The 13,722-nt window shown below is 72.5% G+C and carries 10 protein-coding genes; 4 read left to right on the forward strand and 6 right to left on the reverse strand.

Annotation, left to right across the window (positions count from 1 at the left end):
• Positions 1 to 4: 4 nt before the first annotated feature.
• From OU787_RS11850 to OU787_RS11865, 4 genes are all read right to left on the reverse strand, one after another.
• Positions 5 to 1,834, reverse strand: a complete 1,830-nt coding sequence (locus OU787_RS11850; RefSeq protein ID WP_268659308.1) for an ABC transporter ATP-binding protein — start codon at positions 1,832 to 1,834, stop codon at positions 5 to 7.
• An 85-nt stretch (positions 1,835 to 1,919) separates the two neighbouring features.
• Positions 1,920 to 2,987 carry a BMP family lipoprotein gene (locus OU787_RS11855; RefSeq protein WP_030457306.1) on the reverse strand — a complete coding sequence of 356 codons (1,068 nt, stop codon included), beginning with the start codon at positions 2,985 to 2,987 and terminating at the stop codon, positions 1,920 to 1,922.
• Positions 2,988 to 3,251: 264 nt separating this feature from the next.
• Entirely contained in the window at positions 3,252 to 5,078 is a 1,827-nt protein-coding gene (locus OU787_RS11860; protein ID WP_268659309.1) for a hypothetical protein, read from the reverse strand.
• A 90-nt stretch (positions 5,079 to 5,168) separates the two neighbouring features.
• A complete protein-coding gene (locus OU787_RS11865) occupies positions 5,169 to 6,419 on the reverse strand; it encodes an amidohydrolase (RefSeq protein WP_380374630.1) in 1,251 nt (416 codons plus the stop codon).
• 398 nt (positions 6,420 to 6,817) lie between these two features.
• Between OU787_RS11865 and OU787_RS11870 the strand changes: the two genes are divergently transcribed.
• A complete protein-coding gene (locus OU787_RS11870) occupies positions 6,818 to 8,872 on the forward strand; it encodes a S53 family peptidase (RefSeq protein WP_268659310.1) in 2,055 nt (684 codons plus the stop codon).
• Positions 8,873 to 9,067: 195 nt separating this feature from the next.
• Here OU787_RS11870 and OU787_RS11875 read toward each other — a convergent pair whose 3' ends face one another.
• Positions 9,068 to 10,657, reverse strand: a complete 1,590-nt coding sequence (locus tag OU787_RS11875) for an acyl-CoA mutase large subunit family protein (protein ID WP_268659311.1) — start codon at positions 10,655 to 10,657, stop codon at positions 9,068 to 9,070.
• A 182-nt stretch (positions 10,658 to 10,839) separates the two neighbouring features.
• Between OU787_RS11875 and OU787_RS11880 the strand changes: the two genes are divergently transcribed.
• Positions 10,840 to 11,583 carry an SDR family oxidoreductase gene (locus tag OU787_RS11880; protein ID WP_030457310.1) on the forward strand — a complete coding sequence of 248 codons (744 nt, stop codon included), beginning with the start codon at positions 10,840 to 10,842 and terminating at the stop codon, positions 11,581 to 11,583.
• 255 nt (positions 11,584 to 11,838) lie between these two features.
• Positions 11,839 to 12,336, forward strand: coding sequence for a 2-oxo-4-hydroxy-4-carboxy-5-ureidoimidazoline decarboxylase (locus tag OU787_RS11885; RefSeq protein WP_030457311.1), 498 nt, complete (start codon positions 11,839 to 11,841; stop codon positions 12,334 to 12,336).
• Here the strand turns inward: OU787_RS11885 and OU787_RS11890 are convergent.
• Positions 12,326 to 13,093, reverse strand: a complete 768-nt coding sequence (locus OU787_RS11890) for a hypothetical protein (RefSeq protein ID WP_268659312.1) — start codon at positions 13,091 to 13,093, stop codon at positions 12,326 to 12,328. The two genes, OU787_RS11885 and OU787_RS11890, sit on opposite strands and share 11 nt — an antisense overlap.
• A gap of 245 nt (positions 13,094 to 13,338) precedes the next feature.
• On the opposite strand from OU787_RS11890, the gene sdhC reads away from it, so the two are divergent.
• Positions 13,339 to 13,719 (forward strand): succinate dehydrogenase, cytochrome b556 subunit, encoded by a 381-nt coding sequence (sdhC, locus tag OU787_RS11895; protein ID WP_030457313.1) that lies wholly within the window; start codon positions 13,339 to 13,341, stop codon positions 13,717 to 13,719.
• Positions 13,720 to 13,722: the final 3 nt, after the last annotated feature.

A 13,722-nucleotide genomic window follows, 5' to 3' on the forward strand; every position in this document is an offset into this window, starting at 1 on the left:
GTGGTTACTCCCCCGCCTGCTCGTCGTCGGCGGTGTCGGTGGGCGGGGTCGCCTCGGCGGCGGCCTCGGTGGCCTCGGCCGCGAGGGCCTGCGCCTCGGCGACGGCCTCCGGGTCGGACTCGATGTGGCCGGTGGCGGCGCCGGTCATCGCGCTGCCCAGGTCCTCGGCGGTGACGGTGGCCGGGTCGGCGTCGGCGACCAGGCGGCCGCGGTAGATCACCCGGATGGTGTCGGACAGGCCGATCAGCTCGTCCAGGTCGGCGGAGATCAGCAGCACCGCGAGGCCGTCGCGCTGGGCGGAGCGGATCTGCTCCCAGATCTGGGCCTGCGCGCCGACGTCCACGCCGCGGGTGGGGTGGGCGGCGATCAGCAGCTTCGGGGAGTGGCTCATCTCCCGGCCGATGATCAGCTTCTGCTGGTTGCCGCCGGACAGCGAGGCCGCGGTGACCTCGATGCCGGGGGTGCGGACGTCGTACTCCTCGACGATCCGCTGGGTGTCGGCGCGGGCGCCGACCAGGTCGAGCAGCACGCCCTTGGAGTTGGGCCGCTCGGTGACGTGGCCGAGGATCCGGTTCTCCCACAGCGGGGCTTCCAGCAGCAGGCCGTGCCGGTGCCGGTCCTCGGGGATGTAGCCGATGCCGGCCTCGCGGCGGGCCCGGGTCAGGGTGCGGGTCAGGTCGGCGCCGTCCAGCACGACGGTGCCGGCGTCCAGCGGCAGCATGCCCATGATGGCCTCGACCAGTTCGGCCTGGCCGTTGCCCTCGACGCCGGCGATGCCGAGGATCTCGCCCTTGCGGATCCGCAGCGAGACGTCGTCCAGGACGACCCGCTCGACGCCCTCGGCGTCCGGCTTGGCGATCCGCAGGCCCTCGACCCGGAGCATCTCGGTGTCGGTGACGGTGGACTCGCGGCTCTCCGGGGAGGGCAGTTCGGCGCCGACCATCAGCTCGGCGAGCTGACGGGCGGTCACCTCGCGCGGGTCGGCGTCGCCGACGGTGGTGCCGCGGCGGATCACGCTGATCGCGTCGGCCACCGAGAGCACCTCGTGCAGCTTGTGCGAGATGAAGATGACGGTGACGCCCTCGGCCTTGAGCTCGCGCAGGTTGTCGAACAGCGCGTCGACCTCCTGCGGGACGAGGACCGCGGTCGGCTCGTCCAGGATCAGGATCCGGGCGCCGCGGTAGAGCACCTTGAGGATCTCGACGCGCTGCCGGTCGGCCACGCCCAGGTCCTCGACCAGCGCGTCCGGCTTGACGCCCAGGCCGTACTGGTCGGAGAGCTCGCGGATCCGGGCCTTGGCCCTGGCGCCGATGCCGTGCAGGCTCTCGCCGCCCAGGACGATGTTCTCCCAGACGGTGAAGTTGTCGGCCAGCATGAAGTGCTGGTGGACCATCCCGATGCCGCGCGCGATGGCGTCCGCCGGGGTGGAGAACTCCACCCGCTCGCCGTCGATGGCGATGGTGCCCTCGTCCGGCTTCTGCATCCCGTAGAGGATCTTCATCAGGGTGGACTTGCCCGCGCCGTTCTCGCCCATCAGCGCGTGGACGGTGCCCCGCTGCACGGTGATGTCGATGTCGTGGTTGGCCACCACGCCGGGGAAGCGCTTGGTGATGCCGCGCAGTTCGACGGCAGGTGTCGCCGTCCCCGCGCGGGGGGTGCCGTCCGTCGGGACGGAGTCGGAGGGGGTGATGGCGATCTCCTGCTGGTCGTCGGGCGCTTCGTCGCGCTGAGGGCTCAGGGGGAAACCCGGGAGGAGCCGCGCCGCGGGGCCGGGGCGTGGTGCGGCGGTGGGGACGGAACCGGCAGGGGCCCGGGCGGGCGCGCCTGGGCGCATCCGTCCGGGCCCCTGCCGTGCGATCCGGTGGGCCCGCCGGTCCGCCGCCGGGTGGGGGCGGGGTGCGGCGGGGCCGCTGCCGTCCTTACGGGGCGGTCGGGACCGTGGTCTGGCCGCTGGTGATCTGCTGGGTGGCGGCGTCGAGCTTCGCCTTGAGGTCGTCGATGTAGCCGCCGGTGACGGCCAGCGAGACGCCGCCCTCCTTGAGGTCGAAGTTCTTCACGCCGGTCAGCACGTTGCCGTCCTTGGCCGACTTGATGTAGGTGAACACCGCGGTGTCCACGTTCTTGACCATCGAGGTGAGGATGTGGGTCTTGTACTTCTCCAGGGCCGGCTGCTTGGCCTGGTCGGAGTCGACGCCGATGGCCCACTTGTCGTTCTTCTCGCCGGCGGCGGTGGAGACGGCCTCGATCGCGCCGGTGCCGGAGGAGCCGGCCGCCGAGTAGATGACGTCGGCGCCCTTGTCGAGCTGGCCCTGGGCGGCCTGCTTGCCCTTGCCCGGGTCGGCGAAGCCGGAGGTGTCCGGCGGGGTGCTCAGGTAGGTGACCTCGATGGTGATGCCGGAGTTCACCGACTTGGCGCCCGCGGTGTAGCCGGCCTCGAACTTCTTGATCAGCTCGGACTGCACGCCGCCGATGAAGCCGATGTGGTTGGTCTTCGACTTGCTGGCCGCGGCCACGCCGGCCAGGTAGGAGCCCTGCTCCTCGGAGAAGGTCAGCGAGGTGACGTTCTTCGGCTGGTCGGCCGCCGCGGAGTCGATGATGGCGAAGTTGACGTTCGGGTTCTCCGCCGCGACCTTGTCCACCGCGTCCTGGTAGGCGAAGCCGACCGCGATGATCGGGTTGAAGCCGCTGGTCACCAGGGACTTGAGCCGCTGCTCGCGGTCGCTCTCGGACTCGCCGGACTTGGCCTCGGCCTCGTTCACGGTGGCGCCCAGCTCGTTCTTGGCCTTGTCCAGGCCGCGCGCGGCGGAGTCGTTGAAGGACTGGTCGCCGCGGCCGCCGATGTCGTAGGCCATGCCGACCTTGAAACCGGAGGCCCCGGCACCGGCCGAGGACTTGTCGTCGGTGCTCTTTGCGCCGCAGGCGGCGAGCGAGGCGATGCCCAGGGAACCCGAGAGCACGACCGCGGCGAGCTTGAGTGAACGGCGCAAGGGAGTTTCTCCTTCTCACACACCCGGTTGGCGTGGTCGAGCGCCACCGTAACGCGCGTAGAACACGGTTGTGTTACGGCCTGCGGAGGCATCCGGGTTGTTATCAAAATGTGGTCGTACGCCCAGGCAAATCCGGACATAGCCGCACACACGGTCAACCCGATGTTCATTACCGGCTGGTACCGGGCCACCACGGTACGCCCCGCCACCGATCCCCGAGAAGGTGCCGCGCCGAACCCTCCGGCGCGGCACCCCCGGGGCCGCTCAGCTCAGGCCGACCCAGAACACCTGCACCGTGGCGTTGCGGTTCTGCGCGGGGTCGAAGGTGGCCGGCAGCGCGGTGGCGCTGCCGTTCAGGTTCGCGACCCGGTAGGTGGCCGGGGTGAGCCCGGCGTTCAGGAACGCGCCCGGGTCGGGGAAGGACGAGCCGCGGGCGAAGGACGGCGGGGTGGTCCCGTTGGCCAGCAGCGCCACCCAGTGGAAGCCGGGCCCCAGGGTGACCGGCCCGGACAGCGGCATCCGGCACAGCTTGTTCGCCGCGCCCGCCCAGGCCGTGGACTGCTCGCCCGAGGTGCGGGCCAGCAGCTTGCCGGTCCGGTCGTACACGCCGACGAGGTTGCCCGTGCCGAACCCGGAGCCGGACCCGGTCAGCAGCACCGAGACCGCCGAGACGGTGACCGGCTGGTGCGTCTCCACCCGTACCAGGTAGACGTTGCCCGAGGTCAGCTGGGCGCCCTGGCCGGTGGCGGCGGCCGGGTCGAAGGACCAGGTGCCGTAGCCCGAGTCGGCGGGCTGCGGGGCGTTGCCGACCGGGGTGAGCACCGGTGACGGGATGTCGTAGGACACCGCCGTCCTGGTGGACCGGTTGTGCATGGTGGTGCCGGTGTCCAGCACCGCGCCGCCGTCGTCGCGCACGCTGGCCACCGTGCCGGTCAGCACGCAGCCGGTGAGCAGCACCCGCAGCGCGTGGTCGGCGTACACCGCGTAGTCGGGGGAGAGCAGGCCGCCGGACCCGTCGTCGTCGGAGACGTGCGTGGCGCAGCCGGTCAGCGCGACCGGGAGGGCGGCGGCGCCGCCGGCCGGGGCGGTGACCCGGAAGCCCGCGTAGCCGCCCGGGTTGACGTTGTCGTTGCGGCCGTCGCGGCTGGCCTGGCAGCCGGTCAGGGTGATGACGTGCGGCGCGGGGGCGTGGGCGGGGTCGTTCTGGGCGCTCTCGATCAGCCAGCCGTTGCGGTGGTTGCGGTCGGTCTGGCACTCGGTGAAGCCGACCGTCCCGCACTTGCCGGTCAGGTGGAAGCCGTTGCCGTCGTTCCAGGTGGCCCGGACGCCGGTGAAGCCGGTGGCGCCGATGCCGCCGAAGTACCAGCCGTCGCCGGTGTTGTTGGCACCCGCCTCGCAGGAGTCGAACATCGAGTCGGCGAAGGCGAAGGGCGCCGTTCCCGTGGTGTTGTCCGAGCGCCAGCCGCCGAGGCTGTTGGAGGCCAGGTTCAGGTGCGAGACCTCCCAGCCGCCGGGGAACTCACCGTCCTTGCTGTCGGTGTAGACGCCGTAGCCGCGGAAGTTGAAGATGCCGAGGTTCTGCAGCCGGACGGCCTTGATCCCGCCCCTCGCGGCCAGGCCGTCGACGTTGCCGCCGCTGTTGTTCGGGGTGCGGCCGGAGGCCAGCGTCAGGTCGCGCAGGCGGGCGCCGTTGCCCTCCAGCCGGATCAGCTCGGTGCCGGTGAAGTCGCCCCACATCGGCTTGATGGACACCGGCGGGATCGGGCGGTTGTCGGTCTTCGGCAGGTAGTCGAACCAGCGGCTGCCGAGCGTGCCCGCCAGCGTGATGTGGCCGGGCACCACCACCGTCGTCCTCACCACGTACTGCCCGGCCGGGAAGTACACCACCCCGCCGGGCGGGCAGGCCGCGATGGCCGCGCTGATGGCCGGCCCGTAGTCGCCGTTGACGACCAGGTCGCCGTACGCCATGACGCTGATCCAGTCGACGACCGGCGCGGTCGGATCGACGGCGTGCGCGGCCGGTGCGGCGGCCAGGCCGGCGGCGGCGGTGGCTCCGGCGGCGAACAGGAGCTTGCGGCGGGTGCTGTGCATGGTGCGGGTCCTCCCCTGGGTGATCACTGCGCGGATGATTCGATCACGCAGCGGCCGCCCCGGGGAAGGGCCCCCCGGTTTCGTCCCGGGTCAGATCCGGGCGTGCTCCAGCGCCAGCGCGGCGAACAGTTCGACGCCGATGCCGATCGCCCGCTCGTCCGCGTCGAAGTCGCCCTGGTGGAGGTCGCGCGGGCCCTTCTCGTCCGGGCCGCGCACCCCGAGCCGGGCCAGCGCGCCGGGGGCGTGCTCCAGGTACCAGGAGAAGTCCTCGCCGCCCAGGCTCTGCTCGGTGGGCTCGACCACCGGGCCGCTGCCGTCGGCGAACCGGGCGTTCATCGCGGTCTCCAACTGGTCGATCGACGCGGCCTCGTTGACCACCGGCGGGACGCCCCGGTGGTAGTCCAGCGTCCACTTGGCGCGGTGCGTCTCGGCCAGGTGCGCGACCAGTTCCTCCAGCACCTCCGGCGCCTCCCGCCAGCCGGCCAGCTCCAGGCAGCGGACGGTGCCCTCCAGTTCGGCGTGCTGCGGGATCACGTTCGGCGCGGAGCCGGACGCGATCCGCCCCCACACCAGCGAGACGCCCCAGCGCGGGTCCATCCGGCGGGAGAGCCCGGCGGGCAGTTCGGCGGCCAGCTTGGCCACCGCGGTGACCAGGTCGGTGGTCAGGTGCGGGCGGGCGGTGTGCCCGCCCGGGCCGTCCAGCGCGATCCGCACCTTGTCGCAGGCCGAGGTGATCGCCCCGGTCTTCAGCCCGATCCGGCCGACCGGCACCTTGGGGTCGCAGTGCACGGCGAAGATCCGCCCCACCCCCTCCATCCCGCCGGCCGCGACGACGTCCAGCGCGCCGCCGGGCATCATCTCCTCGGCGGGCTGGAAGATCAGCCGCACCGGGCGGGCCAGCTCCCCGGCGGCCAGCGCCTCGGCCAGCACCAGGCCGGTGCCGAGCACCACCGCGGTGTGCACGTCGTGGCCGCAGGCGTGCGCCCGGCCGGGGAGCGTGGAGCGGTACGGCACGTCCTGCTTGGCGTCGTCGATCGGCAGCGCGTCGATGTCCGCGCGGAACGCCAGCAGCGGGGTGCCCGGCGCGGTGCCCGGCGGGACGAGGTCCACCAGCAGCCCGGTGCCGCCCGGCAGCACCCGCGGCTCCAGCCCGGCGGCGACCAGCCGCTCGCGCAGCAGCCGGGTGGTGCGGAACTCCTGGCGGCCGAGCTCGGGGTGCCGGTGGAGGTCACGGCGCAGCTCGATCAACTCGTCCCGGTACGACGCCACCCGGGCGCGCAGGTCGGCGGGCGGGCGGGCGGCGGTGACGGTGGCGGCGGCTGCCGGCTGGGGATCGTTCACCTTGACAAGAGTAGGCCGACGGTGGGGTTTTGGCCCGGGTTCCGGAGAACTGATCACCGGATGGGTGCATAGCGGCCGCTGGGGTGGGTAGGACACTTCGTTTCGCCGCCCTTCGTTCCGACCCCCCTGCCCCTGTGCAACGACCCGCACCGGCGATCGGACACGGCGGCTGCTCCGTGCGGGCCCCGGAGCGCCCCGGTCAAACGTTTCCCCCCGATCGAGTCATGCGGGGGTAAAGCTTTCGGACCTGCTCTTGAGTGGCGTACATCAGTCCGAATAGACAGCTTCCGCACAGTCAACTCCGGTGCCGCGGTGGGGGGTCTTCCGCTCGCGGCGCACCTCGTCACGCCCTCACGAGGGGCAGCTGACGATCCATCGAACGAGAAGGGGGGACCGACGTGCCCATCGCGCGCAACAAGCTCGCCAAGAGCATCGCGCCGGCCACCGTCGCCGCCGCACTCATCCTCGCCACCCTCGGCGCGGTCGCTCCGGCCTCCGCCGCCACCCCGGCCGGCGACGGCGCCCAGGCGCTGCCCGGCACCCACCCCGAGTGGGCCACCCCGCAGGCCGACGCCGGCGCCGCCGACGCGGCCGCCCCGGCCACCGCGCGGATCTACCTGGCCGGCCGCGACGCCAGCGGCCTGGCCGCGCTCGCCAAGGCCGTCTCCGACCCGAACTCGGGCTCCTACGGCCAGTACCTGACCTCGGACCAGGTCCAGGCGAAGTTCGGCGCCGGCCCGGAGCAGGTCAAGGCCGTCACCGACTGGGTGACCGGCGCGGGCCTGACGGTCTCCGCCAGCACCAACCACTACGTGCAGGTGGCCGGCTCCACCGCCGCGATGGCCAAGGCCTTCGGCACCGGCTTCCACAACTACCGCACCGCGGACGGCACCCACCGCGCGCCCACCACCGACGCCAAGGTCCCCGCCGCGGTGGCCGGCTCGGTGCTGGCCGTCTCCGGCCTGGCCGACGCGATCCACAAGAACAGCTCGACCGCCACCTCGGTGCGCGAGGCCGAGCAGCGCGCGAACGCCGCCTCCCGGCTCGCCGCCCCGGACAAGAAGGCCCCGGCCACCCTGCCGGACGTGCCGACCTGCTCCGAGGACGGCTACGGCTCCAAGACCGCCAAGGGCGCCCCGGTCGGCTACGAGAAGAACGAGCCCTTCGCCCCCTGCTCGTACGTCCCCTCCCAGCTGCGCAAGGCCTACGGCGTCACCGACGCCAAGGTCTCCGGCAAGGGCGCCCGGGTGGCGATCATCGACGCCTACGGCCTGTCCACCATGGAGCAGGACGCCAACCACTACTCCTCGCTGCACGGCGACCAGCCGTTCAAGCCGGGCCAGTACACCGAGTACGTCACCCCGGACAAGTGGACCCACCAGGACGAGTGCGGCGGCCCGGCCGGCTGGGCCGGCGAGGAGGCGCTCGACGTCGAGATGGTCCACGGCCTCGCGCCCGACGCGCAGGTCGTCTACGTCGGCGGCAACTCCTGCTACGACGAGGACCTGTACGACGCGATGGCCAAGGTCGTCGACGGGCACCTGGCCGACATCGTCTCCAACTCCTGGGGCGAGATCATGCACGGCACCGGGGGCGACATCGACCCGGCCGTGGTCGCCGCCGACAACCAGATCTTCCAGCTCGGCGCGGTGACCGGCATCGGCTTCACCTTCTCCTCCGGCGACTGCGGCGACAGCTCCCCGGGCGCGGCCGCCACCGGCGCCAACTGCCAGAAGGACACCAACCAGGCGCAGGCCGACTGGCCGTCCGCCTCGCCGTGGGTCACCTCGGTCGGCGGCACCGCCCTCCAACTGGACGACAAGGCCGGCAAGTACGGCGCCGAGGTCTCGATGGGCGACCTGCGCTCGGTGCTCTCCGCCGACCAGAAGTCCTGGAGCCCGTTCCCCGGCACCTTCTACTTCGGCGGTGGCGGCGGCGTCTCCAAGGACTTCGCCCAGCCGTGGTACCAGCAGGGCGTCGTCCCCGACCGGATCTCCAAGACCGCGGCCGACGGCACCAAGTCCGCCACCCCGCTGCGCGCCACCCCCGACATCGCCATGAGCGGTGACCTGGTCGCCGCCACCCTGGTCGGCTTCACCGACGGCGGCACCTACAGCGAGGGCGGCTACGGCGGCACCTCGGTCTCCGCCCCGGAGACCGCCGCGATGTTCGCCAACGCCATCCAGTCCCGCGGCGGCCGCGCCCTCGGCTTCGCCAACCCGGCCCTCTACGACCGGGCCGGCAGCAAGGCCTTCCACGACGTGAACGACGACGCCGTCCACACCAAGCGCGGCAACGTGGTCGACCTCGGCGTGGTGAACAACACCCTCCGGGTCCGCCTCTACAAGATCGGCGCCGACTTCGGCCTCTCGGCCGACCGCGGTTACGACACCGCCACCGGCCTGGGCTCCCCGGGCAAGGACTTCTTCAAGTCCTTCGCCATCAAGAAGTAGCCCGCAGCGCACGACGGAGGGGCCTGCCGGGGGATTCCCCGGCAGGCCCCTCTCGCCGTCCCCCGGCTCCGACTCCGTCCCCGCGCCCCGTCAGGGGCGCGGGGAACTGCGCGAAGCGGAAGGCGCACGCCGGCAAGGTCGCGGCACCGGCGGCGAGTCGCACCGCCGGAGCGCCGCCGCCCTCGCGTCGCGGCCTCAGAACCGGTCGACCGGCACGTACGTCCCCCACACGCCGCGCAGCGCGTCGCAGACCTCGCCGACCGTGGCCCGGGCCGCCAGGGCCTCCTTCATCGGGTAGAGCACGTTGTCGGTGCCCTCCGCGGCCTTGCGCAGCTGCGACAGCGCCCGGTCGACCGCCGAGGTGTCCCGGTCGGCCCGCAGCCGGGCCAGCCGCTCGGCCTGCTGGGCCTCGATCGCCGGGTCGACCCGCAGCGGCTCGTAGGGCTCCTCCTCGGCGAGCTGGAAGCGGTTGACGCCGACCACGGTCCGCTCGCCGGAGTCCTGCTCCTGCTGGATGCGGTACGCGGTGCGCTCGATCTCGCCCTTCTGGTAGCCCTGTTCGATGGCGGCGACGGCGCCGCCCATGTCCTCGACCTTGGCCATCAGTTCCAGCGCGGCGGCCTCCAGCTCGTCCGTCATCGCCTCGACCACGTAGGAGCCGGCGAACGGGTCGACGGTGGCGGTGACGTCGGTCTCGAAGGCGAGCACCTGCTGGGTGCGCAGCGCGAGCCGGGCGGACTTCTCGGTCGGCAGGGCGATCGCCTCGTCGAAGGAATTGGTGTGCAGCGACTGGGTGCCGCCCAGCACCGCGGCGAGCGCCTGGACCGAGACCCGGACCAGGTTGACCTCGGGCTGCTGGGCGGTGAGCTGGACGCCCGCGGTCTGGGTGTGGAAGCGGAGCATCTGCGACTTGGGGTTCTTCGCGCCGAACTCCTCCTTCATGACGCGGGCCCAGATCCGGCGCGCGGCACGGAACTTGGCGACCTCCTCCAGCAGCGTGGTGCGGGAGACGAAGAAGAAGGAGAGCCGGGGCGCGAAGTCGTCGACGTCCATCCCGGCGGCGACCGCGGTGCGGACGTACTCGATGCCGTTGGCGAGGGTGAAGGCGATCTCCTGCGCGGGGTTCGCCCCGGCCTCGGCCATGTGGTAGCCGGAGATGGAGATGGTGTTCCACTTGGGGATCTCGGCCCGGCAGTACTGGAACACGTCGGCGATCAGCCGCAGGCTGGGCTTGGGCGGGAAGATGTACGTGCCGCGGGCGATGTACTCCTTGAGCACGTCGTTCTGGATGGTGCCGGTGAGCTTGTTCGACGGCACGCCCTGGGCCTCGCCGACCAGCTGGTAGAGCAGCAGCAGCAGCGAGCCGGGCGCGTTGATGGTCATCGAGGTGGAGACCTCGCCGAGCGGGATGCCGCCGAAGAGCACGTTCATGTCCTCGACGCTGTCGATCGCCACGCCGACCTTGCCGACCTCGCCGTGCGAGATCGCGGCGTCCGAGTCGTAGCCCATCTGGGTCGGCAGGTCGAAGGCCACCGACAGGCCCATGGTGCCGTTGGCGATGAGCTGCTTGTAGCGGGCGTTGGACTCGGCGGCGGTGCCGAAGCCGGCGTACTGGCGCATCGTCCACGGCTTGCCGGTGTACATGGTCGGGTACACGCCGCGGGTGAACGGGTACCGGCCGGGCGCGCCGAGCCGGCTCGCGGCGTCGAAGCCGTCCAGGGTGTCGGGGCCGTACACCGGCTCGATCGGCAGGCCCGACTCGGTGCGGCGGGGCTCGGCTGCCATGGGTGTCCTCCGCGGGAAAGGTGTGAGGGTTAGCGCCGATTAACGGGTCGGCTGGATACGCAATGTAGCCGTGCCCCGTCGGGAGCAGACAGATGCCACGGCTGGGACCTTGCTCACAACATCCGCGACCCGCTCCTTGGGATGATCGGTCCACCGACCGGACACACGAGGAGTGCACGAACATGACCGAGCAGAAGGTGGCCGTGGTCACCGGCGCCAGCAGCGGCATCGGGGCGGCCACCGCCCGCCGCCTGGCCGCGGACGGCTTCGAGGTGGTGCTGACCGCCCGCCGCACCGAGCGGATCGAGGCGCTGGCGAAGGAGATCGGCGGCCGCCCCTACACCCTGGACGTCACCGACCGAGCCGCGGTGGACGCGTTCGCCGCCGAGGTGGGCCGGGTCGACGTGCTGGTGAACAACGCGGGCGGCGCGCTCGGCGCGGAGAGCGTCGAGAGCGGCGACCCGGCGGACTGGCGCACCATGTACGAGGTCAACGTGATCGGCGTGCTGCACCTGACCCAGGCGCTGCTGCCCGCGCTGCGCGCCACCGGCGAGGGCACCGTGCTGATCATGTCCTCGACCGCGGCGCTGGCCGCGTACGAGGGCGGCGGCGGGTACGTGGCGGCCAAGCACGCCGTCCACTCGATGGCCCAGACCCTGCGCCTCGAACTCGTGGCCGAGCCGGTCCGGGTGATCGAGATCGCGCCCGGCATGGTGAAGTCGGAGGGCTTCGCGCTGACCCGCTTCCGCGGCGACCGGGAGAAGGCGGACGCGGTCTACGCGGGCGTCGCCGAGCCGCTCACCTCGGAGGACGTCGCCGACACCGTCTCCTGGGCGGTCACCCGGCCCGCCCACGTGAACATCGACCTGCTGGTGGTCCGGCCCCGCGCCCAGGCCGCCAACCACAAGGTGCACCGGGCCAGTTGATCCGTTCCGCGTGAACGGAAAGGGCGGCGGGTCACAACTTGATAGCTCGATCGGGTGAAATCGGCCCGCCGCCTCCCCAACTGATGAGCCCTCAACTACCGTGGAGGCGCTGCCCCGCCGAGCTGTACCGGCCCCGCGCGGCGGCACCGCCGCACCCGCCTTCCCCGGCCCACCCCCCGTCTCTGCAGCATTCCGCCTTCCTGCCCTCACGAGGAGGATCCGCTGGCCAGCGACATCCCGCCGCAGCGTCTCGACGTGCGGTCGGCACCGTCCCTGCTGGGGCTTCACCGGTTCAACGAAGCCGACTCCGGTGCGGTGGAGGAGGCGCTGCTCGCCTGTTGCGGCAGCCACCGCTGGGCCCTCCGCCTCACCGCCCACCGCCCCTATCCCGACATAGAGTCCCTGCTCGCCGCGGCCAGCGAGGCCAGCTACGACCTGCGCCCCGCGGACCTCGCGGAGGCCCTCGCCGACGAGAGCTGGATGCCCCAGCCGCTGCTCGGCATGCGCGCGCCCGGCAGCCAGGCCGCGCACACCGCGCTGCGCGCCGCCCACGCCGCGTACGAGGCCCGGTTCGGGTACGTCTTCGTGGTCTGCCTGGACGGCGTCGACCCCGAGGAGATGCTGGACGCCGTCCTCACCTCGCTCCGCACCCGGCTCGCCAACGACCCCGACGAGGAACGCCTGGTCTCCGCCGAGGAGTTGCGCCGCATCGCGCTCAGCCGCCTGGAACACCTGGTCGCGGTCAAGAGCTGACGGACCCCCCGGCCGGGGCCCCTTCCCGGGGCCCCGGCCGCATCCCGTTCCGGCCGAACTTGGCCAGCTGCGCCGCCACCACGCCCCGGTCCGGCTCCGGCGCCGGGTGCCCCGTCGCGTCGAGGGTGGTGAAGACCGCCAGCAGGTCCCCGGTCCGGGTGACCAGGGCGCGCTGGACGATGGTGGTGCCGCCGGTTTCATTCGTGAGGGTGAAGGCGGTCGCGGCGTCGGCTCCTCCGGGGGTGGGCGTGTCGAGGCGGGTGAGCAGGTGCCGGCCGGCGGTGGAGGTGAACGCCCGGCAGCGGTCGAGGACCCGGTCGAGCCCGGAGTGCACGGCGGCGGCCCGGCCGGGCCGGAAGGCCAGCACCGCGGTGTAGAGCGAGGCGGGGGTGTCGCCGGCCCGGGCGATGTCGAGGTCGGTCTCGGCCAGCGGGCCGGCCGCGCCCTTGGACGGGGTGAGGGCGTCCAGGACGGGCTGGCAGGCCGGGGCGTCGGCGGTCTGCGGGGGGCTGGAGATGTCGCTCCGGCCGGGCTGCATCAGGGTGACGTGCCAGCCGGGGGCGAGGTCGGCGTCGGTGACGGCCAGCGCGCGCACCGCGGCGGCGTCGTACTCGGGCCCGGCGGAACTCCCGGCGGAGGCCGCCGCGGTGGCCACCACGGCGTCGGCGGAGGGCGGGCGCGGCGCGCCGGTGCAGCCGGCCGCGGCGAGCGCGAGCGCGAGGGCGGTGGGGGCGGCGAGGGCGGGCAGGGGTCGCACGGCGGGCCTCTCGGCTGGGCAGCGGGGGGAGCGGGAGGCGTACCGTAGCGCAGTCGAACCGTGACGCAGCGTCACAGTTCCCGTTCCGATTAGGCCGTGCGTGCCTGATTGATCACACCAGGGGCCCCCGACGGCGGTTGCCGACGGCGCGTCGATAGGATGCTCGCGGCCGGTGGACCGTATCCGGCCGGGCTGACCGACACCGAAGCCGGCCGAGCCCCCGAACCGCTTCCGGAGGGTTTTCCGTGCCGGCTGGAACGCTGTACCGCGGCCGGGAAGGCATGTGGAGCTGGGTGGCTCACCGAGTCACCGGCGTCCTGATCTTCTTCTTCCTGTTCGCACATGTCCTGGACACCGCCCTGGTGCGGGTGTCGCCCGAGGCGTACGACTCGGTGATCGCCACGTACAAGTTCTGGCTGGTGAACCTGATGGAGTACGGCCTGGTGGCCGCCATCCTGTTCCACGCCCTGAACGGTCTGCGGGTCGTGGCGGTGGACTTCTGGGCCAAGGGCCCGAAGTACCAGAAGCAGATGCTGTGGACCGTCGTGGGCGTCTGGGTCGTCCTGATGGCCGGCGCCTTCTACCCCGTCCTCGAGCACACCCTTCGCACCTGGTTCGGGGGCTGATCC

This window comes from Kitasatospora sp. YST-16, from assembly GCF_026802215.1.
Taxonomy (GTDB): domain Bacteria; phylum Actinomycetota; class Actinomycetes; order Streptomycetales; family Streptomycetaceae; genus Kitasatospora; species Kitasatospora cineracea.